Source organism: Pseudomonas sp. 18.1.10 (genome assembly GCF_024655625.1).
In the GTDB taxonomy this organism is placed as follows: domain Bacteria; phylum Pseudomonadota; class Gammaproteobacteria; order Pseudomonadales; family Pseudomonadaceae; genus Aquipseudomonas.
Genome location: NZ_JANLGL010000025.1, coordinates 17319 through 38312 on the forward strand (window position 1 = coordinate 17319; position 20994 = coordinate 38312).

A 20994-nucleotide genomic window follows, 5' to 3' on the forward strand; every position below is an offset into this window, starting at 1 on the left:
ATGAAAACGAGCTGTGCAGCTCAAACGAGGCTGCAAGCGCAGCCCCTTTCGTATGCGTTTTTACGCGTCAGTGCTTGCCAGGCTCAACGGACAAGTGTCGACGACGCATGAGGTGATAGGCCGCCGGGATCACAAACAGCGATAGCAAGGGTGCCGTAACCATACCGCCAATCATCGGGGCGGCAATGCGGCTCATAACCTCGCTACCGGAACCGCCTCCCAAAAGTATAGGTAACAAACCAGCGATAACCACTGCCACGGTCATAGCCTTAGGTCGAACGCGCTGGACAGCGCCTTCACAAATCGCGGCCATCAACCCGCGTTCTGTGTTGTCACCGAGGTCTTGACGCTCGGTCCATGCATTTTTCAGGTAGAGCAGCATGATCACGCCAAATTCGGCAGAAACACCGGCCAAGGCGATAAAGCCGACCCCGGTGGCAACCGACAGGTTGAATCCCAACAGATAGAGAAACCATGCCCCGCCCGTGAGAGCGAATGGCAGCGTGGCCATAATCAGCAAAGCCTCATCAAGGCGTGCAAATGTCAGGTAGAGCAACACGAAGATGATCAACAGCGTGGCAGGCACCACCAGTTTGAGTCGTGCGTTGGCCCTTTCGAGAAACTCGAACTGACCTGAGTAGCTCAGGCTCATGCCGGGCTGCAACTTGACCTGCTCACTGACGACCCGGCGTAGATCGGCGACTACGGAGGCAATGTCCCGGCCACGCACATCGATGTACACCCAGCCTGAAGGCCGTGCGTTCTCACTCTTGAGCATTGGCGGCCCGTCGTTGACCTTGATCTTCGCCACGGTGCCAAGGGTGATCTGGCTGCCTAGCGGGGTGTAGATCGGCAACTGCTCCAAAGCGCCGAGCGAATCCCGCCACTCACGAGGGTAACGTACGTTAATTGGGAAACGAGCCAACCCTTCAATCGTCTCCCCGACGTTTTCACCGCCGATTGCGCCGGCCACGATTGATTGCACATCGGCAATATTTAACCCATAGCGTGCCGCAGCTTTGCGATCGATATCTACATCAATATAGCGGCCACCGGTCAGTCGTTCGGCTAACGCTGAACTGACACCTGAGACGTCCTTGGCAACACGCTCGATGGCTTGGGTGACGGCATCGATCTCCGTCAGGTTGGTACCGGCAACCTTCACGCCAATCGGGCTTTTTATGCCGGTGGCCAGCATGTCGATACGGTTACGAATAGGCGGTATCCAGATGTTGGTTAATCCTGGGACACGCACCACTTGTTCTAGCTCCTCAACGAGCTTTTCCTGGGTCATGCCTGGGCGCCACTGCTCGCGTGGTTTGAATTGAATGGTGGTCTCGAACATTTCCAACGGTGCCGGGTCAGTCGCGGTTTCAGCGCGGCCGGCTTTTCCGAAAACGTGTTCGACCTCTGGAACTGTCTTTATTAGACGGTCAGTCTGCTGAAGCAGTTGCGCGGCCTTCTGCGCCGATAATCCAGGCAGAGCTGACGGCATATAGAGCAGGTCCCCTTCGTCCAACGGGGGAAGAAACTCACCACCCAGACGAGAGATCGGCCACAACGCGCTGACAAAGACTAGCAATGCAACCAGCAGCGTTACTTTAGGTCGACGTAATACGGCGTCCAGAGCGGGCTCGTAGATCCGGATCAACCAGCGATTTAGCGGATTCTGTTGCTCATTAGGAATTCGTCCGCGAATCCAATACCCCATCAACACCGGAACTAGAGTTACCGACAGTCCAGCCGCTGCGGCCATAGCGTAGGTTTTGGTGAACGCCAATGGACCGAATAGACGTCCTTCCTGAGCCTCCAGCGTGAACACCGGAATGAACGACAGGGTGATGATCAGCAGACAGAAGAACAATGCGGGTCCTACCTCGGCAGCCGCTTCAGTCATCACGTGCCAATGACGTTCACCTTTCAGTTCCTCCCCAGGATTAGCCACGTGCCAAGCCTCGACCTTCTTGTGGGCGTTTTCAATCATCACCACGGCAGCGTCGACCATGGCGCCGATGGCGATGGCAATCCCGCCAAGGGACATGATGTTGGCGTTGATACCCTGATAGCGCATTACGATGAAGGCGATCAGCACCCCAACCGGCAGGGAGATGATTGCCACCAGAGATGAACGCAGGTGCCAGAGAAAGATTCCGCAGACCAACGCGACGACGATGAACTCTTCGATCAGCTTGTGGCTGAGGTTTTCCACGGCACGATCAATCAACTTGCTGCGGTCGTAGGTGGTGACGATTTCTACCCCCGCCGGCAGACTGCTTTTCAGCTCGTCGAGTTTGGTCTTGACCGCCGCAATGGTTTCTCGAGCATTCTTACCGCTGCGCAGAATTACCACGCCGCCGACGGTCTCACCTTCGCCATCGAGTTCGGTGATGCCTCGACGCATCTCAGGCCCCATCTGAATCGTGGCAACATCGCCCAGAGTGACCGGCACACCACCCGTGCCCAGTTTGAGTGGGATAGCACGAAAGTCATTGAGGGTCTTCAAGTACCCGGAAGCCCGCACAATAAACTCGGTCTCCGCCATCTCCAGCACCGCCCCACCAGTTTCCTGATTGGCCTTGCCGATCGCCTCGGTCACTTCAGACTGCGTGATCCCCAAGCTGGCCAACTTCACCGGATCAAGCTGCACCTGGTACTGCTTTACCATGCCACCCACCGTGGCCACTTCCGCAACGTTCGGTAGGGTCTTAAGCTCGAATTTGAGGAACCAGTCCTGCAAGGCACGTAACTGCGCCAAGTCATGCCCGCCGCTTCGGTCTACCAGGGCGTACTGGAAAATCCAGCCAACCCCAGTGGCATCAGGTCCTAATGCGGGCTTGGCACTGGCCGGAAGCCGGCTTTGTATCTGGCTCAGATATTCCAATACGCGCGAGCGGGCCCAGTACAAGTCAGTTCCGTCTTCGAATAGTACGTAAACGAAACTGTCGCCAAAGAAGGAATAACCGCGCACAGTCTTGGCACCAGGCACAGAGAGCATAGTGGTTGCCAATGGATAGGTGACCTGGTTTTCTACGATCTGTGGGGCTTGGCCTGGATATGGTGTACGGATAATTACCTGAACATCCGACAGGTCTGGCAATGCGTCAATGGGCGTACTTTGAACCGCCCAGATCCCCCATGCCGTGACAAACAGCGTCGCCAGCAACACAAGAAAGCGGTTAGCCACCGACCAGCGAATAAGGGCCGCGATCATGGCTGGCTCCCAAAGCGTTCCAGACGCTCAACTCGCAGACCATCTTCCGTCTGGCTGACAGCGATCCGAACCTTGTCGCCCGTTTTAAGACCCTTCATCAGAGCTGGAGCGGCGAGAGGGAAAGTCATCGTCATGCCTGACATACCCAATGTTCTGAAGGGACCGTGGGCGAGCGTGACTTCTTTGTCGTTGATCTCAACGATCTGACCATCGGCCTCATGCAAAGCGCCTGCGGTTACAGTAGATGGCGAAACGTCCAGTGAGCTTGCGACAACGCCCTTGAGACTGGCCTCCGAGTCGAGAAGGAACTGGCCAGAAGTCACCACTTTTTGCCCCTCTTCCAAGCCTTTCAATATCAGCGTTTTGCCATCGTTATCTTGGCCTAACTGCACCTCCACCGGGCGATATCGACCAGCGTCTTCAGAGAGCATGACCAACGTACGTCGACCGGTACGAATGACGGCCTCGCTCGGCACCCACAAAACACTTTGCTCCGTCGAACGATTGAGACTTACCTGCGCGGTCAAACCTGGCCTGAGTCGGCCATCCGGATTGGGTAACTCAACTCGAACGCGAAGTGTGCGACTGTCCGAACTGGTTTCCGGAAGAATCGCACTGACGACGCCCTTGAGCACAACTCCAGGGAGCGCGGACAAACGCGCTTCGGCTGCTTGCCCTACGACGATTGACCCAGCCTCCGACTCTGGTACCGCCACGGCCAGCCAGACACTGCTCAAACCATTAACACGCGCGAGCGTCTCGCCTGCGGCCACCGTCATACCTTCACGCACACTCAGCTCTTGAAGCACACCACCAATAGGGCTGGTCAGAGTCAGGTTCGGTTGAACTTTGCCACTGCGCTCAACTTGAGCAATTAACTTAGTTGGCATTCCGGTGAGCCTCAATCGCTGGCGGGCCGCTGTCAGCAAGTCAGCATCGCCACTACGCTTGAGGGCGAGAAATTCCTCTTGAGCAGCTGCCCAATCCGGCACCAAGATATCTGCCAAGGCTGCATTCACTTTCAGCACATCACCAGGTGCATGGGCGTACACGCGCTCGACAAAACCCGCCGTACGGGCCTGAATGACTGCAACGTCCCGTTCGTTGAAGGCCAGAACACCTACCACGTTCAGTGTCGAGGCAAATACCCCTCGACTGACACTAGCCAGTCGCACACCAAGGTTCTGAGTCAGGCTTGGATCAATTCGAATGCCGCCGCTGTCCCCCTTGGTATCTGCGTATTGGGGGATCATCTGCATGTCCATGAAGGGTGACTTACCCGGTTTATCGAATTTCTGTTGTGGGTACATGGGGTCATACCAATACAGAACCTTTCGATCGGGAGAGGCTTTGGCTTCCTGATCCGGCTCGACACCAGCTACTTCGCTCATTCGCGGTTGGGCTAACCAGTAACCTCCGGCAACACCCAAGGCAATCGAGATGCCGACAACTAAAGTCCCTTTCCATACTTTGAAATTCATTGAGCGGGCTCCCCGTAAGAGAAATACAAGCGAGCGCTGGTGAGAGCACGTTGCTCTTCAACGTCAATCTGCTTGAGACGGGCTTCGATGAGTTCGCGTCGGGCGGCCACAACCGAGTTCAAATCACCTTTGCCGGAACGGTAGCTAGCCATGGTGAGTTCAACCTTTTCTTTAGCCAGCGGCAACAAGCTTTCCTGATTACGGGTGACTGCACGATTGAGTCGCTCGTAGTCGGCCAACTCATCCTCCAGTTGCTGGGTATGCTCGCGCGACAGAGCTTCCCGCTCAGCTTCAAGTTGGTTGAGTTCGGCGTGCTTTGCCGCAATTTTGGGGTTTTGCCGAGAGTCAGGAAACAGCGGGAGATCCCATGAAAACTGGACGCTAACCATGTCACCGAATTGTTTGCCTCGATGCTGATAGTCGAATTCCCAGCTCCAGTCAGATTGCTTTTCCGCCTCAGCTTCACGGATCTTGGCTTGTGCTTCACGGGTCATCGGCACATACGCCGCCAATTCAGGGTGATGTTGCAGCTTATGGGAGTATCCAGAGGTTTCAATGGGCCAATCAGGCAAGCTGCCCGCCGGTTTGTCATTGGCAGCTGGGCCAATCCAGCGCTTGAGGGCCGCCCGGGCCTGTGCACGTTGGCGAACTAAATCATCCTGCTGCTCCGCCAGTTGGGCAGCTTCCTGTTTAGGTGTCACCGCATCGGCGGGTTGGGCGCGGCCACCCGCAATCTGAGATCTGACGGTATCGGTCAGAAGACGGTTTTCTTTGTAGAAGTCCTGGAACATCGCATCTTTACGCTCAACCGAGTAGCTACTGATCCAGGCCAATGCCGTGGACTGTCGGACGTTCAGACGCGCCACTCGACGCTCAGCGGACGCTCGATCAACAGCCGCATCCGCGACCTCGATACGTGCTTTGCGCTTATCGCTGTTGGGCATCTCCTGTCTGATCCCGACCACTTGCATGGTCATGAAGTCCTGGTCGATGCTCCATCTGTCGGCACCACCAATGGGGTAGTTCTGCAAGCCCAGCAGTAGCTTGGGATCGGGTAGTTCGCCGGCGGGAATGGCCGCACTGGTGGCTGCTTGAATTTTGGCGTCTTGTGCGGTCAACGACGGTGCATTGTTTTCGGCCAGCCGCAGCGCTTCATCGAGTGTCAATGCACCAGCAAGGCTCGGCAATGCCAGTACGCTTGCCGCCAGGCCGGCCACGAGGGACCAACCTGTGCAAAAGCAGTTGGAGTTCATGTTCACGATTCCTGTGATGATCCACCGCGCGCTTCATAAGACATGCGCGCAGATATGCCATCCCGCTAACGCGGAATGAGGCTCAGTGTGGTACAGGAATCAAGTACGGGGAGGTCGCCATAACCCAGAAGGGGTTTGTACGAGTGGGAAATGGCTGGAGAAGGGCAGAACGATTGGACTGGACAAGGTAATAGGAGGCTTGATGATCGAGACTTGCAGCATGCCGCCCGTTTTGCATTCCTGGCCCGACTTACAAGGTTTGCCATGCTCAGCGGTACTTTTCATGTCGTGGCAGCAGTCTTGACCCATACCATCCATCATCGCTATACCCATGGTTTTCATCGGGCATGGTTCAGTCGATGCCTGAACACCCGCCATCCCGCTAAGGGGAAGCGCCAAGCTAATTAGGAAAATCAGGCAACACCGCACATAGCGTTTCATGGGCTAAAGTGTAGACGGTGCAAATGGCCCTTACAATTCACCCTTAAGACTCCTGTATTGGCTGTTACCAACGTCTATGCTGCGCTCATTTCCATGACAGGGCTTAAAGTACCTAACCATGCGACAAGACAGATAATGATGACCGCCATTGAAAACTCAAGTTTCATGCTACGGCGCAAGGCATTCACCGCGACAGCGTATTCGCCATTGCGAACTGATCGCTCCAATAAGGGGCTTAGATGAAAACGGTTAAGCGTGGCTAATACGATCATCCCTGCAAATAGCAGGATTTTCAAAAATAGCAACTGGCCATAAGTGCTGAGCATCACCTCATCGAGGCTCGGTCCTACGATAAATAGATAATTCACCACGCCCGTTATACTGATGATCACTACAATCACCGCGCCGGCCGATTCAAACCCTGTCAGTACCCGAGCAAGAACTCGTACTTCCTGATCACCTTTCAGCGATTTTAAACGCAGCAGCAGTGCAAATGCTGCCAACGCACCCAACCAACCGCCTGCGGCCAAGAGATGGAAGATGTCGCTAGTAAAATGCCAGTAACGACGGCTCCCTTCGTCCATCGCACCATGCCCTGTCCATGCCAGCGTCGCTAGCGCAATGGCGCCACATACAGTGACAATCCAAAGACTGAGTGTCGGAAAGCGCTTGCTCAGAGCAACGCCGAGAACAGCCGTCAGCAACGCCACTATCCGGACCATCCAGGTCAAACCGACGTCAGTCCCCATGAGAACCATTTGAAAAATATGGTGATGTAGCTCCATGAAGCCCGACACACCACTCATAGCTTTCGCAAGCAACAACATGGCTGCTAGAGACAGAGCTACACCTAAAACAGATGTACTGTAAAGAAGCGACTCAAAATTTAAAACCGCTCCCGATACTCTCTCTTTTCCCCTCAGGCTATAAAGACCAAATATTGCCAGTCCAAATAACAGCATCAGATCAAAATATAGAGCAAAGCGAACAGCTATATTTATTGAGTCGCTCATGAATCATTTCACTTTGAAAGAAAAATTGCCGGTGATTGGATGAGTGTCAGACGAGACGGCACGCCACTCAACTTTATAAGTACCTGTGGTCAATGGCGATGCAGGCGTAATAACCATCGTCTTAGGATCTCCACCGCCTGCAACGGCTGCTTTAACGCCCATTGGGGAGTTAGGCATGCCAGGCATATCGGTCATGATCAGCTTAGCACCGGAAAACTGAGTCGTTAGATTCTCAGAAAATTGCAGTTCAATTTTCGCAGGAGCAGCAACATCCGACCCTTCTGCTGGAGTAGAAGAAAGCAGCTTTGGATGTGCTTGAGCAACTGCACTCAAAAGCAAACCCGCTGTCAGTGCTACAGCTACGGTGGTGGTTTTAAGGAATGACATGCAAGACTCCTCACAGCAAAAGCTGTTGATTCTAGGTTTTTGATGAGTATCTAGTTATTACTTTTACGCTTATTAAAAACACTGGCGAGCTACCTAGCAAATTCCGTGTTCTAGGGCGGGCTGGACAGGAATAATCACAAGAATTCCAACGTCACAGCGCAAGTACACGATGCCACACGAACGCAAACTATTCGATTACATTTCAGTCAGCTTGGACCTGCTTTGGGACGCTGAATTTCTTGAAAAAATGGTTAAAACGGGCTTCCGTTTTGCGACGTTCACACCGTGAAAACCGTTCGCAAGACCACATAGCTGCTCGGGTGTATATGGTGTCGTTGATTAGGCATTTTCTGCACTCGCACATGGGAGCTGTATATGAAAGGCTGTTTTTCCATCTGACGACGTGCACCATATCTTGCCGCCATGCGACTCGATAATGGATCGAGTGATTGATAAGCCTAGCCCCGCATTACTTGGGTTTCCTTCTCTACGAGCGGGGTCCACTCGATAAAATCGATCAAACAGTTTTTCAAGGTGCTCAGGAGCGATAGGTTCTCCAGGGTTTTCCACGGAGACAGAGATTGACGTCCCTTCCTGCCTTATATCGACGCTGATACATTTCCCTGCGGGGGTGTACCGGAGGGCATTCGAGAGCAGATTAGAGATAGCCCTGTCGAGCATAAGAACGTCACCTCGGACGCTGCCCCTCCCTGTCACCTTAAGGTCGATGCCTTGCTCATCAGCCAACAAGCGGTAGTACTCGAGTAATTTTTCTACTAGCGCTACCAAGTCTATCGGTTTGTTTTCATGAGTAATCAGACCATTATCTGATTTCGCTAGAAAAAGCATGTCATCGATCATCCGCCCCATACGCTTCAGGTCATCAAGATTCGAATACAAGTTGTCTTCGTAATCTTCAATATTCCTTTTTCGAGAAAGCACCACTTCGGTGTGTGTCATCAAATTGCTGACTGGTGTTCGTAGTTCGTGAGCAATGTCCGCAGAGAAGTTTGATAAGCGAACAAATGCATCGTCAAGTCTAGATAACATTGCATTGAAAGAAAGCACCATCTGCTGAAGCTCTTTAGGCACGGCCGCTAAAGGAATCCGTTCTTTGAGCGATTTAGCAGACATTGACGCAGCGACTTGAGTAACCTGGCGAATAGGTCTTAGTCCACTGCTCGCGACCATCCAGCCCAGCGCCGCACTGACCAGCGCGCTTATAAACAACCCTATCAAAAACCAGCGTTCAAGCGTCTCAAAGAACGCCATATGTTGCGTAACGTCAAAGATCAACATAACGGTCAGCGGTTTTTCTTGTCCAGTCACAATCGCCTGCGCCGTTATTCCCCGGAACGTTTGCTCATCATCACGCCACTCCCAAACGTTGTTGTTTGAGGTCGTGCGAAAGTCTTCAGGAATATCGATTGGACCTGGATCAGCAAAAAGGGTCTTGCCGTGACCATCGAAGATCAGGGCTGTCAAATCTCGGTGAGCACCCAGCAGCGCCTCCAACTCAGGCTTAACATCACTGAACTGGTCAATGCTACTCAATCCCGTCAAAATTCTTTGGGTCGAGTGTAGCTTCTCGTTTAGCGCCTGCTGATCTAGCATTTTGAAATGATGCCGGCTAAGGCTGTTAAAACTGAGTCCAGCGACGGTGAGCACCGCCGTTACAGCTAGCATGAACATCAGGCTCATGCGGGTAGTCAGAGACATTCGCTTCATTCCAGCCCCGTCCCAGAATCCGGCGCATCTAGCATGTAGCCCATGCCTCGGGAGGTGTGGATAAGCTTGACCTCAAAATCATCATCAATCTTTGCTCTGAGCCGCCTTACGGCGACCTCGATGACGTTCGTATCGCTGTCGAAGTTCATGTCCCACACCTGGGAAGCGATAAGCGACTTAGGCAGCACCTCACCTCGACGACGGAGCAGCAATTCGAGTAACGCAAACTCTTTGGCCGTGAGATATATACGTTTGCCTCCACGGACAACCCTGCGCTTGAGCAGGTCAACCTCAAGATCAGCCAATTTCATATGAGTTTGGGAGGGGGCTGTACTCCCTCTTCGCAGCAGCGTTCTGACGCGGGCAAGCAATTCAGAAAAAGCGAAGGGTTTTATGAGGTAATCGTCTGCCCCCAGCTCAAGTCCTTTGACGCGATCCTCGACGCGGTCTCGCGCCGTGAGAAAAAGCACGGGGACATTTTTTCCGGATGCCCGCACCTTCTGAAGTACTTCCCATCCGTCCAGCCCAGGCATCATCACATCGAGAATCAGCAGGTCATAAGCCTCGCTCAACGCGTGTTGAAGCGCCTCCTTACCATTGGTAAAGCGATCAACATTGAACCCTGCCTCAGCAAGACCTTGCTGCAAATAAATGCCTATTTTGGGTTCGTCTTCCGCAACCAGAAGTCTCATGGGGGTGGCTCTCGAATGATTGTGATGATGAGTCTGCAAGGAAATGCTTCTGCCAACCAGCAACTGACAGAAAAGTAATATTGGCTTCAGGTAGATGTCAGCGAGTGCTGTCTAGGGTTCGAGCATGGGTACTCCCTAGTACTCGACCGACGCCTCCGCATGAAACCTTGGGGGAGCCGGAAAACAGATCAAAAAGGAGCTTCCTCATGAATCATCTAAAAATCCTTTTCTTTGTGGGTTCGATACTCATCTCAGCGTCTGCTTTGGCTGAAGGTGGCGCAGATCGGATTGCGGAGCGTATGGAAAGCCTACGCGACAAAGCAGAAGCGACCTTGGTGCAAGCTGAAAAAGCCCCAGAGGGAGAGCGCCATGTACACATGGCCGAGCATATGAAACTGCTGGGCGAAATCATGAACCAACTCCATCAGGATCACCCAAAAGCATCAATGTCGCCTCAGGAACATCTTTCCTGGATGGAAAAGCACGACGCTATGGTTGATGACGTTTTGAACCAAATGCAGCGCGAACACAAACTGATGCTTTCTGAGAACCATCAGTAACCGGGTACCTCCGATGGGCTGTTTGATCCGCTCGGTTGGTACGGCGTCATATGCGCGCCGTACTACTCTTGGAAACTGACAGAAATGTAGTGTTCACGTCAGTTAGCTGGCAGCTCTATCCGTTTAGCATAGCTAGTGTTTTCCATTTGCTCTTGAGGTCATCATGAAAGCTAAGCTCGTTACCCCAGTTATTGCGGCGATCACCTTATTCTTCGGTGCGACGGCCATGGCAGACGTAGGTCATGGCAAAGAGGACATCGGCCAGCCTGGCGTCGCTTCTGCGGTGACCCGTACGGTAGATGTGGAGATGGGTGATATTTTCTTCATGCCTAAAAACATCGATGTGAAGCCTGGTGAGACTATTCGTTTTGTCCTTCGTAATAAGGGCGCACTGCTGCACGAATTCAATATCGGCCAAGCCGCCGCTCATGCGGCGCACCAAAAAGAAATGGCGAGCATGTTCCAGAATGGAACGCTTACACCCACCGGGTCAGGGAAAATGACGGGCAGCATGGGTCACAGCATGGGAGGGATGAAGATGGTTGGAATGGAACACAACGACCCGAACAGCATGCTGATCGAGCCAGGAGCAACAAAGGAATTGATCTGGACCTTCAACAATACAACTGGACTTCAATTTGCCTGCAACGTGCCAGGTCATTACCAGTCTGGGATGGTCGGTCAATTTGACCTGAAGTGAGCCTGAACTGACCGCTAAACCCGCGTCTCCTCAAGAGTTGGCTACGCTCTGAGGCAGACATCAGAGCAATTCGCTCACACGCTGGGGTCTAGATCATGAATAACCATCAGCATCCGGCTGGAAGCATCACCACCCCATTTTGGACGCGCAAAACAGGCGTTGTGCTGATTATGTTCATTGTGATCGGCGCCTTCTACGTGGTGCGGGAGCATTTCAGCCACGTCTATCCATACTTGCCCTATCTCATTCTGTTGATCTGTCCATTGATGCATTTTTTTGGGCATGGACATGGCGCACATGACCATGGCAATCAGGCGCAAGCCAACAAGGAAGAGAAATAGCTATGCCCAATAAACCGAGCCACCACGATCACGGTCCTACCCACGCAGCCTCGCCCCCTGACGCTGATCTACGTGACCCGGTGTGCGGCATGACGATTACGCCTCCAAGTAAATTTGGCGAGTCTTATCAGGGACAGATTTATCAGTTTTGCAGCCAGAAATGCCAAGAGAAATTTCGGGCAGCTCCAGAGCACTACAGCGGTATTCATCCCAGCACTGAACCCAGCATCGCGGCTACAGAGCCCGCGCTCCAAGTAGCCACTGAATTTACCTGCCCGATGCACCCGGAAATAAAACAGCCAGGGCCCGGCAATTGCCCAAAATGTGGCATGACATTAGAACCTGTCATTCCGGCGCTAGATGACGATGACAAAACCGAGCTCCGTGATTTCGCGCGCCGCTTTTGGTGGTCTCTGCCTTTAACCGTGATAGTGACCGTTCTAGCCATGGCGGGCCATTCATTACAACTCTTCCATGGCTCGGTTCAAAACTGGATCGAGTTTGCTCTTGCGACACCGGTCACCTTATGGGCAGGGTGGCCCTTTTTTGTAAGGGGCATAGCATCTGTTAGAAATCGCAGTCCAAATATGTGGACTCTGATAGGTTTGGGTACTTCCGCAGCTTATCTTTACAGCGTCGCAGCAACCCTCTTTCCCCAAAGTTTTCCCACCACCTTCATGCAAGATGGACGCATCGGCGTTTACTTCGAAGCCGCTGCAGTCATCATCTCGCTCACCTTGCTTGGGCAGATTCTTGAGCTAAAAGCACGGTCACAAACCTCCGCCGCCATTAAGTCCCTTCTAGGCCTATCTCCCAAAACTGCACGCAAGATCAACGCCGATGGTCAGGAGGAAGACATTCCTCTTACCCATGTTCACTTGGGCGACCATTTGCGGGTCAGACCTGGTGAAAAGGTGCCAGTTGATGGCTCTGTGCTCGAGGGAGAAAGTGCGGTGGATGAGTCCATGCTCACTGGTGAACCTGTGCCGGTAATGAAAAGACCAGGGGATAGTTTGATCGGCGCCACGCTTAATACTCACGGGAGCTTGGTGATGGAGGCGCAAAAGGTCGGCGCCGACACCATGCTATCGCAGATAGTGCAAATGGTTGCTCTAGCCCAACGCTCCAAAGCGCCAATGCAAAGAATGGCCGACTCGATCGCCGGCTACTTTGTGATGGGGGTTATCGCGATTGCGTTGCTGACATTCTTAGGCTGGGGACTATTCGGCCCGGAACCCAGCTGGGTCTTCGGCCTGATCAACGCTGTCGCCGTACTTATCATCGCTTGCCCCTGTGCACTTGGTCTCGCAACGCCCATGTCGATCATGGTTTCGACGGGTAAAGCGGCCAGTATGGGTGTGCTGTTCAGGGACGCCAGTGCTATTGAAAACCTTTGCAAGATCGACACGCTGATTGTCGATAAAACGGGGACCCTGACAGAGGGACGGCCGGTATTTCACAGTGTGGAGGCCACACCAGATTTCAACCCACACGATGTTCTTCAACTGGCCGCTAGCCTTGATCAAGGCAGCGAACATCCTTTGGCGCACGCCATCGTCGATCACGCCCGAACTGAAAATATCGCGCTCACCAAGCCTGAATCGTTTGAGTCCGGGTCTGGGATTGGAGTCAGTGGCCTTGTTGATGGCAAGAAGGTACAGCTGGGCAACACAGCACTGATGGACGCTGCCGGTGTAAGCACTAAGGTCTTACAGTACCGTGCAGAGTTGTTGCGCCTTGAAGGCATCAGCATCATCTATCTAGCAGTTGACGGGGTTCTGGCAGGATTACTGGCGGTCTCAGATCCGATAAAACCGACCTCCAAAGAAGCAGTCACCAAGCTTAAAGCTGATAACGTAAAAATCATCATGGCCACCGGAGACGGGCTCACCACCGCACGTGCTGTCGCCAAGGAGATGGGTATTGAAGAGGTTCATGGAGAAGTTAAACCTCAGGACAAAGAGCGCCTGGTGGCGGACCTCCAGCGATACGGTCGAAAGGTTGCCATGGCCGGCGACGGTATCAACGACGCACCGGCCTTGGCGCGTGCAGATGTGGGCATTGCCATGGGTACAGGGACTGATGTCGCGATGAATAGCGCTCAGCTCACGCTGGTAAAAGGCGACCTGATGGGGATTCTACGGGCACGGGCACTTTCGGTTGCGACAGTAAAAAACATGCGGCAAAACTTGGGTTTCGCCTTCCTTTACAACTCAATGGGTATTCCCTTGGCCGCAGGCCTACTCTATCCGCTGACGGGGCACCTTCTGTCGCCAATGATCGCTGCGTTAGCCATGAGCGTCAGTTCTGCGTCTGTAGTTTTCAATGCTTTGAGACTGAGGAATACCCATATAGCTTGAGCGAAACCGTTGCTCGCACCCCACAAAACATAACTCTTGACCTTACCGCGGTGTCAACGTTGATGCTGTCATCGCGGTGAAAAGAGACCGCTCAGCACAAGAGGAATAACCATGTTCGTCTTAAACGTATCAGGCATTGGTTGCGGTAGCTGCGTCAGCAAAATCACTAAAGCGATTCAATCGTTGGACAGCGAGGCTAAAGTTTCCGTGGATCGCGCGGCAGGTAAGGTAAGCGTTGAAAGTAGCGAAAACCCAGAGCAAGTTCGTAAAGCTGTCGAATCACTCGGTTTCCCATCGCAAATCAGCGCTTAAGGCGCTGATTTCATTGTTGGGTAAATTTTACTAATCACCTCGCAGAGCTTTAAGCAGCCCCTTAAATGCTCCGTTCAATCTATTAAAAGCGCTTTCAAAATGAATTTCGTTCTCAGTAAACTTTGCAACTTCAAGCTGTGCATCCACAGTATTTTGATCAATTGAAGGTTGGTAAGGCGTGCTGTAAAACAAAGCATCACGTTGACCATCACTTGCTGATTCGTTAATGGCAATATGTTTTATGTTTGTTGTTTTCAAAGAGAATGGAGAATTCAAGCCTCGTGTTGTCTGGCTGGCGAGCACAGCAGAAAACTCCAAATCTCTAGCCTTAAAGTTAGGAGTATCGGCGTTAGCGATATTATTGCTAAGTACCTCGGCTCTTTGGCTGCGATAAACTAACGCTCTTTCGGCGGAGCCAAGCGCTTTTTCAAAATTAATGCTCACAAGCGGCCACCTTCCGTTACGCTACTATTTCCAATTTTCACCTATATCAAACACTTATGTGTTGAATGTGGTGCGTCTAAGTCGACTTATAACTCCGGTGCAAATTCAAAAAACGTCAAGCCCTGTGAAAGTGACCGAAAGCACAGAACACCGAACGGCTAAATTTTAGGAGATTGGTTTCAGCGAACTCCGACAGTGGATAGACCATACGGATTAAGTACATCGCACCTCAAGAGAAATATCGGAACCTGACACAACTGTAATATTGGCCTAAGCTGCCTGACAGGGAATCAGTCTTATAGTCTTATTGAGCCTTAAGCTCTTCCCTGAGCATCAACTTTGTTGTGGATTCAGGGGCTACCATCTATCAGAGGAAACCCAAATGAACCCTATCAAAACCTTGTTCGTCATCGCTGCTCTGACCGTATCTTCTTTTGCTATGGCTGAAGGCGGAGGTGACCGCACTTTCGAACGTATGGAAGCGGCCAGGAGTAACTCGATGGAATCGTACCAAGTAGCCCAAACGAAAAATGCCCAGCCTCCTGTCGCGGAAAGCAAAGCCAGGGCGATGGACCACAAAAATTGCTAAATATTTGAGCTACGCTCACAAGCTGACAGAAATGTAATCACTGTGGTGGTTTAAATGTGGCAACTTCTGAGCTCGCTTACCGTTTGAGTTCGTCTTTTGTAACGGTGAGTGAGTCTCATCCAGACAATTCATTTGTTGTTTCGCGCGGCTTCCCTTTTGACTGATTGGACATAACGGCATGCACTCCAAAACCTCTAGGCGGACATTCGTGAAAGGCTTGGCCGCTGGTGGCATTCTCGGCGGCCTTGGCCTTTGGCGCACTCCTGTATGGGCGGTGACAAGTCCTGGTATGCCGAGCGTACTCTCCGGTAACGAATTTGATCTGTTTATTGGTGAAAGCCCTGTAAACATCACAGGCTCGCCTCGCACAGCTATGACCATCAACGGATCATTGCCCGGACCTTTGCTGCGTTGGCGTGAGGGGGAGACCGTCACTCTGCGTGTAAAAAACCGTCTAGACCAAGACACATCAATCCATTGGCACGGGATCATCCTACCCGCCAACATGGACGGTGTGCCTGGCTTGAGCTTCCATGGCATCGCACCCGATGGCATGTACGAATACAAATTCAAGCTTCATCAGAACGGAACCTACTGGTATCACAGCCACTCGGGTTTGCAGGAGCAGGCAGGCGTTTACGGTCCAATCGTCATCGATTCGAAAGAACCTGAACCGTTTCAATACGATCGCGACTACGTGGTGATGTTGACTGACTGGACCGACGAAGATCCCAGTCGCGTTATGGCGAAGCTCAAGAAACAATCGGGCTATTACAACCATCACAAGCGCACCGTCGGAGACTTCATAGACGATGTCAGCAGCAAAGGTTGGTCTTCGACGGTAGCAGATCGAAAGATGTGGGCTGAGATGAACATGAGTCCTACTGACCTCGGCGATGTCAGCGCGGATACCTATACCTATCTCATGAATGGCCAGGCACCCAACGGTAACTGGACTGGTATTTTCAAACCGGGTGAGAAACTCCGTCTGCGCTTTATCAACGGCTCCGCCATGAGCTATTTCGACGTCCGCATTCCTGGGTTGAAGATGACCGTGGTTGCCGCAGACGGTCAACATGTCAAGCCGGTGAGCGTCGACGAGTTTCGTATTGCGGTAGCTGAAACATATGACGTTATTGTGGAGACTGCTACTGATGAGGCTTACACCATCTTCGCTCAGTCTATGGATCGCACAGGTTACGCCAGCGGAACACTTGCAGTGCGTGACGGCCTAAAGGCACCGATACCTGCGATTGACCCACGTCCTATAGTAACTATGGATGACATGGGGATGGGCGGTATGGCTGGTATGGACCATGGCAGCTCGGGTGGAATGGGCGGCGGCGACATGGCCGGCATGGATCACAGCAAGATGGCAGGGATGAACCAAGGTGACATGACCGGGATGACCGGCATGGACAGCGGTGACATGACTAACATGGCTGGCATGGACCACAGCAAGATGGCTGGCATGGACAAAGGCGACATGTCCAACATGGCTGGCATGGACCACAGCAAGATGGCAGGAATGGGCAGTGGCGATATGTCAGGGATGGCTGGCATGGGCGGTATGGGTGGAGAAATGCAGACTCACCCAGCCTCTGAAACCAACAATCCCTTGGTTGACATGCAAGCCATGAGTCCAACGCCAAAGCTGAACGATCCTGGCATAGGCTTGCGGAACAATGGTCGTCGAGTGCTCACTTACTCCGACTTGAAAAGCACTTTCCAAGATCCTGACGGCCGCGAGCCAAATCGTACCATCGAGCTTCACCTGACCGGTCACATGGAGAAGTTTTCGTGGTCGTTCAACGGCATCAAATTCTCTGACGCCGAACCGCTGCGCCTGAAGTATGGCGAGCGTCTGCGCATCACCTTGGTGAACGACACCATGATGACCCACCCCATCCACCTTCACGGCATGTGGAGTGACCTCGAGGATGAGAACGGCAAGTTCATGGTGCGCAAGCACACGATTGATATGCCACCAGGTACCAAACGCAGCTATCGAGTCACCGCTGATGCCTTAGGCCGCTGGGCATATCACTGCCATCTGCTTTTCCATATGGAAATGGGCATGTTCCGTGAAGTACGGGTTGATGAGTAAAGGAGACGATCTGTGAGCACATACCTAAATCGTAATTCCCTCGTGGGTTGCCTCTTTGCCGCTGTCCTGCTGAGTGGACTCTCGTCCACGGTGCTGGCAGAGGAAAATGGCAGCGATCATTCAACCACTGTTCCTGCTACAGCAACGGACAAGCCAGCAGCGGCAAACGATTCGAAGCTAGATCACGGGTCAATGGACCATAGCAAGATGAGCCATGAGTCGATGGATCATGACCAAAAAACCAAAAAGGCAGATTGAGATCATGACCAGTAAGTTTTTACGCCCAACGCTGATGGCACTTGCAGTCTCCACCGGTCCAGCATTCTTTTTTATGGCTCAAGCCGCTGAAGAGATGGATCCGTCGATGGCGATGCCATCAAGTGCGGACGCAAAGCCTTCAACTGCACAAAAATCCAAACCAGCCAAAGCGAAAGATGCCGCGATGGATCACAGCAAGATGAGCATGGATAACGGGCAAATGGACGGTATGCAAAGCATGGATGGAGGGGCGACTACCACAAGCCGAACCCCGATCCCCGTACTTACCGACGCTGACCGGGCCGCCGCTTTTCCAGACGTACCAGGCCATGGTGTGCACGATAAAAAAATTAACTCGTTCATCCTCCTGGATAAATTTGAGTACCAAGACGCTGACAACGGCAGTGCGCTGGCTTGGGATGCAAAAGGGTGGATCGGCGGTGACGTCGACCGCCTCTGGTTGCGTTCGGAAGGTGAACGTACAAATGGCGTAACCGAAAACGCTGAACTTCAGGCTCTGTGGGGACACGCCATCGGTCCATGGTGGGATGTCGTCACCGGTATTCGACAAGATTTCAAACCCGGGTCACCTCAAACCTGGGGAGCGCTCGGTATTCAGGGCATGGCCCTCTATAACTTTGAAGCTGAAGCGACTGCTTATATTGGTGAGAACGGTCAAACCGCTGCTCGATTTGAAGGCGATTACGACATCCTGTTGACCAATCGCCTGATCTTGCAGCCGACCGCCGAAGTAAACTTGTACGGGAAAAATGATCCTCAGCGCGGCATAGGATCTGGATTGGCCAACACCGAACTAGGCCTGCGGTTGCGCTACGAAATTACTCGTCAATTCGCACCCTACATTGGTGTTAGCTGGAATCGCTCATACGGTAAAACGGCTGACCTGGCCAGCGATGAAGGGGAAAAAACAAACGAGGCCCGATTTGTAGCTGGTATTCGGATGTGGTTCTGAGCGATTTGAGCACTAGCCCTACGGATTCAAATGATCGGGGAGTTGGCTCCCCGACTCTAAAGTAGATCCTTCAATGTAACCTTTGCAGCGGCATAAACGCTTGAGTGGGGTTCTATTGCTTCATGGAACATCTCGCCGTCTCCGAGGGAAAAGGAAATATTCATGACAGGTAGCTTCCGACTTTCAAGTCGATTTCTGCGTATCGCAACATTCGCCGCGCTGTTCATTGGCTCAACGGCTCAAGCGGCGCAGGCCCTCACCATCGATGTGCATCGTGATGCAAACTGCGGATGTTGCAAAAAATGGATTCAGCATCTTGAGGCCAATGGCTTCACCGTCATCGATCATGAAGAAACCAACATGAGTGCTCTCAAACTAGATCTGGGTGTCGCTCCACGACTCTCGTCTTGTCACACCGCGATGATCAACGGGAAGTTTGTTGAAGGCCACGTGCCAGCTGAGCAAATAATTGCGATGAGTAAACGCGACGACCTTCTCGGGATCGCTGCTCCTGGCATGCCACCTGGTTCTCCAGGAATGGAAGTCGACGGAGTGCATGAGGCCTACCAGATAATCGGCCTGACCAAAGCTGGCACAGATCAGGTCATTGCTGAGTACCCTCAAAACTAATCCCACCCCATCCCTCCCGTCACAGCATGGTCAGCGTTCATGACCATGCAGCGGGACATGCTCCTTCGATTTCATTCTCAAGCCATGGCTAAAGACGATCAACAGCCGTCGTAAAGGCATGCTTGTGCCTAATCAGATAACCCCGAACCGCAGTCCTCAATAAGAATTTGAGATGACCCCATCCTCCGCATGCTGACAAGCACTGCGCAGTTGATCGCGATAGTGTTAAGTTCGGAGATGGCGTTGCACCCTCAGCGTACCTTCCCGAATCAGGACATCTGTCTCGGCTGAAACAGTAGAAAACGTAAATGACGGTGGCTTAAGAGTTCTTTTTTTGAAGGCTCTTCAGACGCAGGGTCGCGCGTTGTACAGCGGCCATTTTTTCTGGACGCTTCATTCGTTTCCATTTTCTGATGTCTTCCTTGGTGCGACCGCAGCTAACGCACAGTTCGCTGTTCAGCTGGCAAACAGAAATACAGGGATTTTCGATGTCCTTTGCCATTGTTCAATTCCTCGTCGAACTTATGCGTGCTGCGGTTTCATTGCTAAGCCAGAACGGCGATCTGATCGGGTGCGTCAGCGCCCAACTTCGTGCGGTACTCAACTGTCAGATGAGTGATCTCATGAACCGTCGCAAGCCGTTCTCGTATGTTTTCTGCATTGACTGCTGGGCTGCCCAGAACACTCACAATCGCGGCGCGGGCTTGCGGCCCAACCTGCCAGACATGAAGATCAATGATCGAAGCATCTCCCGGTCGCTCAACCAGTTCACGAATCTCTTCAGCGACATGATCATCTGTCTGGTCGAGCAATACACCCGAAGTCACCCGCATCAACGACCAAGCCCAGCGTGCAATCACAACGGCACCCACAATCCCCATTGCAGGGTCGAGCCATACCCAACCAAGGTATCGACCAGCAAGAAGGGCTGCGATGGCCAGAACTGATGTCAGTGCATCTGCAATGACGTGAACGTAAGCAGAGCGCAAATTATTGTCGTGGCCATGCGCATGGTGAGATTCATCGTGATCGTGGTCATGCCCATGGTGATGATCATGACCGCCAGACAGCAAAAGCGCGCTCACCACATTCACTGCTAGTCCGACAATCGCGATTAGAGTCGCTGTCCCGAATTGCACTTGAGTCGGTTGAAAGAGACGAAACAGCGACTCTCCAGCAATTCCCAAGGAAACCAGTCCCAAAATCAGAGCAGAAGCGAAGCCACCCAAGTCTCCCACCTTGCCAGTTCCAAAACTGTAGCGAGCACTTGAGGCATGTCTTTTAGCGTAAGCGTAAGCAGCTGCGGCTATGCCGAGTGCTCCTGCATGCGTTGCCATGTGAAAACCATCGGCAAGCAACGCCATTGAGCCAGTGAGATAACCTGCGGTGATTTCAGCAACCATCATTACGACGGTCAGGGCCACCACCCACAAGGTTCGCTTGGCGTTTTCTTCATGTGATTTCCCAAGGAACATATGGTCGTGGGAATACTCGGCGTACGAATTACTCATCTG

21 protein-coding genes are annotated in these 20994 nt (G+C 52.6%); 10 read left to right on the plus strand and 11 right to left on the minus strand.

Annotated elements, in window-relative coordinates; genetic code table 11:
• Window positions 1–67 precede the first annotated feature (67 nt).
• The 8 genes from NUV89_RS06910 to NUV89_RS06945 form a co-directional block, all read right to left on the minus strand.
• A complete protein-coding gene (locus NUV89_RS06910) occupies window positions 68–3211 on the minus strand; it encodes an efflux RND transporter permease subunit (protein ID WP_032856641.1) in 3144 nt (1047 codons plus the stop codon).
• Window positions 3208–4692 carry an efflux RND transporter periplasmic adaptor subunit gene (locus tag NUV89_RS06915; RefSeq protein WP_032856640.1) on the minus strand — a complete coding sequence of 495 codons (1485 nt, stop codon included), beginning with the start codon at window positions 4690–4692 and terminating at the stop codon, window positions 3208–3210. The genes NUV89_RS06910 and NUV89_RS06915 overlap by 4 nt, the downstream gene beginning before the upstream one ends.
• Entirely contained in the window at window positions 4689–5945 is a 1257-nt protein-coding gene (locus NUV89_RS06920) for a TolC family protein (RefSeq protein ID WP_032856639.1), read from the minus strand. Before NUV89_RS06920 ends, NUV89_RS06915 begins: the two co-directional genes overlap by 4 nt.
• 99 nt (window positions 5946–6044) lie before the next feature.
• Window positions 6045–6386, minus strand: a complete 342-nt coding sequence (locus tag NUV89_RS06925) for a hypothetical protein (protein WP_080761980.1) — start codon at window positions 6384–6386, stop codon at window positions 6045–6047.
• A gap of 74 nt (window positions 6387–6460) precedes the next feature.
• Window positions 6461–7399, minus strand: coding sequence for a copper homeostasis membrane protein CopD (gene copD / locus NUV89_RS06930; protein ID WP_019334915.1), 939 nt, complete (start codon window positions 7397–7399; stop codon window positions 6461–6463).
• A 3-nt stretch (window positions 7400–7402) separates the two neighbouring features.
• The gene (gene copC / locus NUV89_RS06935; RefSeq protein ID WP_017341635.1) at window positions 7403–7786 is read right to left on the minus strand and encodes a copper homeostasis periplasmic binding protein CopC; all 384 of its coding nucleotides are present in this window, start codon (window positions 7784–7786) and stop codon (window positions 7403–7405) included.
• 339 nt (window positions 7787–8125) lie between these two features.
• A complete protein-coding gene (gene copS / locus NUV89_RS06940) occupies window positions 8126–9514 on the minus strand; it encodes a copper resistance membrane spanning protein CopS (RefSeq protein WP_032901844.1) in 1389 nt (462 codons plus the stop codon).
• On the minus strand, window positions 9511–10206 hold the full coding sequence (locus NUV89_RS06945; RefSeq protein ID WP_032856637.1) for a heavy metal response regulator transcription factor: 696 nt from the start codon (window positions 10204–10206) through the stop codon (window positions 9511–9513). Before NUV89_RS06945 ends, copS begins: the two co-directional genes overlap by 4 nt.
• A gap of 206 nt (window positions 10207–10412) precedes the next feature.
• Between NUV89_RS06945 and NUV89_RS06950 the strand changes: the two genes are divergently transcribed.
• The 5 genes from NUV89_RS06950 to NUV89_RS06970 all read left to right on the plus strand — a co-directional run bounded on the left by NUV89_RS06950 (window position 10413) and on the right by NUV89_RS06970 (window position 14479).
• Complete coding sequence (locus NUV89_RS06950; protein WP_019334912.1) at window positions 10413–10766, plus strand: co-regulatory protein PtrA N-terminal domain-containing protein; 354 nt, start codon at window positions 10413–10415, stop codon at window positions 10764–10766.
• A 163-nt stretch (window positions 10767–10929) separates the two neighbouring features.
• Window positions 10930–11466, plus strand: coding sequence for a plastocyanin/azurin family copper-binding protein (locus tag NUV89_RS06955; RefSeq protein ID WP_019334911.1), 537 nt, complete (start codon window positions 10930–10932; stop codon window positions 11464–11466).
• A gap of 95 nt (window positions 11467–11561) precedes the next feature.
• Entirely contained in the window at window positions 11562–11807 is a 246-nt protein-coding gene (locus NUV89_RS06960) for a DUF2933 domain-containing protein (protein WP_050587200.1), read from the plus strand.
• A gap of 2 nt (window positions 11808–11809) precedes the next feature.
• Complete coding sequence (locus tag NUV89_RS06965) at window positions 11810–14167, plus strand: heavy metal translocating P-type ATPase (RefSeq protein ID WP_080761981.1); 2358 nt, start codon at window positions 11810–11812, stop codon at window positions 14165–14167.
• 111 nt (window positions 14168–14278) lie between these two features.
• Entirely contained in the window at window positions 14279–14479 is a 201-nt protein-coding gene (locus NUV89_RS06970) for a heavy-metal-associated domain-containing protein (RefSeq protein ID WP_074321237.1), read from the plus strand.
• 30 nt (window positions 14480–14509) lie between these two features.
• On the opposite strand, the gene flgB is transcribed toward NUV89_RS06970, so the two are convergent.
• On the minus strand, window positions 14510–14923 hold the full coding sequence (gene flgB, locus NUV89_RS06975) for a flagellar basal body rod protein FlgB (RefSeq protein WP_080761982.1): 414 nt from the start codon (window positions 14921–14923) through the stop codon (window positions 14510–14512).
• Window positions 14924–15305: 382 nt separating this feature from the next.
• On the opposite strand from flgB, the gene NUV89_RS06980 reads away from it, so the two are divergent.
• From NUV89_RS06980 to NUV89_RS07000, 5 genes are all read left to right on the plus strand, one after another.
• The gene (locus tag NUV89_RS06980) at window positions 15306–15512 is read left to right on the plus strand and encodes a co-regulatory protein PtrA N-terminal domain-containing protein (RefSeq protein WP_032856636.1); all 207 of its coding nucleotides are present in this window, start codon (window positions 15306–15308) and stop codon (window positions 15510–15512) included.
• A gap of 178 nt (window positions 15513–15690) precedes the next feature.
• Window positions 15691–17619: a copper resistance system multicopper oxidase gene (locus tag NUV89_RS06985; protein WP_032856635.1), complete on the plus strand. Its 1929-nt coding sequence runs from the start codon at window positions 15691–15693 to the stop codon at window positions 17617–17619.
• A gap of 12 nt (window positions 17620–17631) precedes the next feature.
• Window positions 17632–17877, plus strand: a complete 246-nt coding sequence (locus tag NUV89_RS06990) for a hypothetical protein (protein WP_099170805.1) — start codon at window positions 17632–17634, stop codon at window positions 17875–17877.
• Window positions 17849–18850 carry a copper resistance protein B gene (locus NUV89_RS06995; protein WP_032856634.1) on the plus strand — a complete coding sequence of 334 codons (1002 nt, stop codon included), beginning with the start codon at window positions 17849–17851 and terminating at the stop codon, window positions 18848–18850. Before NUV89_RS06990 ends, NUV89_RS06995 begins: the two co-directional genes overlap by 29 nt.
• Window positions 18851–19012: 162 nt before the next feature.
• On the plus strand, window positions 19013–19480 hold the full coding sequence (locus NUV89_RS07000; protein WP_032856633.1) for a DUF411 domain-containing protein: 468 nt from the start codon (window positions 19013–19015) through the stop codon (window positions 19478–19480).
• Window positions 19481–19799: 319 nt separating this feature from the next.
• Here the strand turns inward: NUV89_RS07000 and NUV89_RS07005 are convergent, their stop codons facing one another.
• On the minus strand, window positions 19800–19982 hold the full coding sequence (locus NUV89_RS07005) for a DUF1289 domain-containing protein (RefSeq protein WP_017341650.1): 183 nt from the start codon (window positions 19980–19982) through the stop codon (window positions 19800–19802).
• 43 nt (window positions 19983–20025) lie between these two features.
• Window positions 20026–20991, minus strand: a complete 966-nt coding sequence (dmeF, locus tag NUV89_RS07010; RefSeq protein WP_032856632.1) for a CDF family Co(II)/Ni(II) efflux transporter DmeF — start codon at window positions 20989–20991, stop codon at window positions 20026–20028.
• Between the last annotated feature and the right edge of the window lie 3 nt (window positions 20992–20994).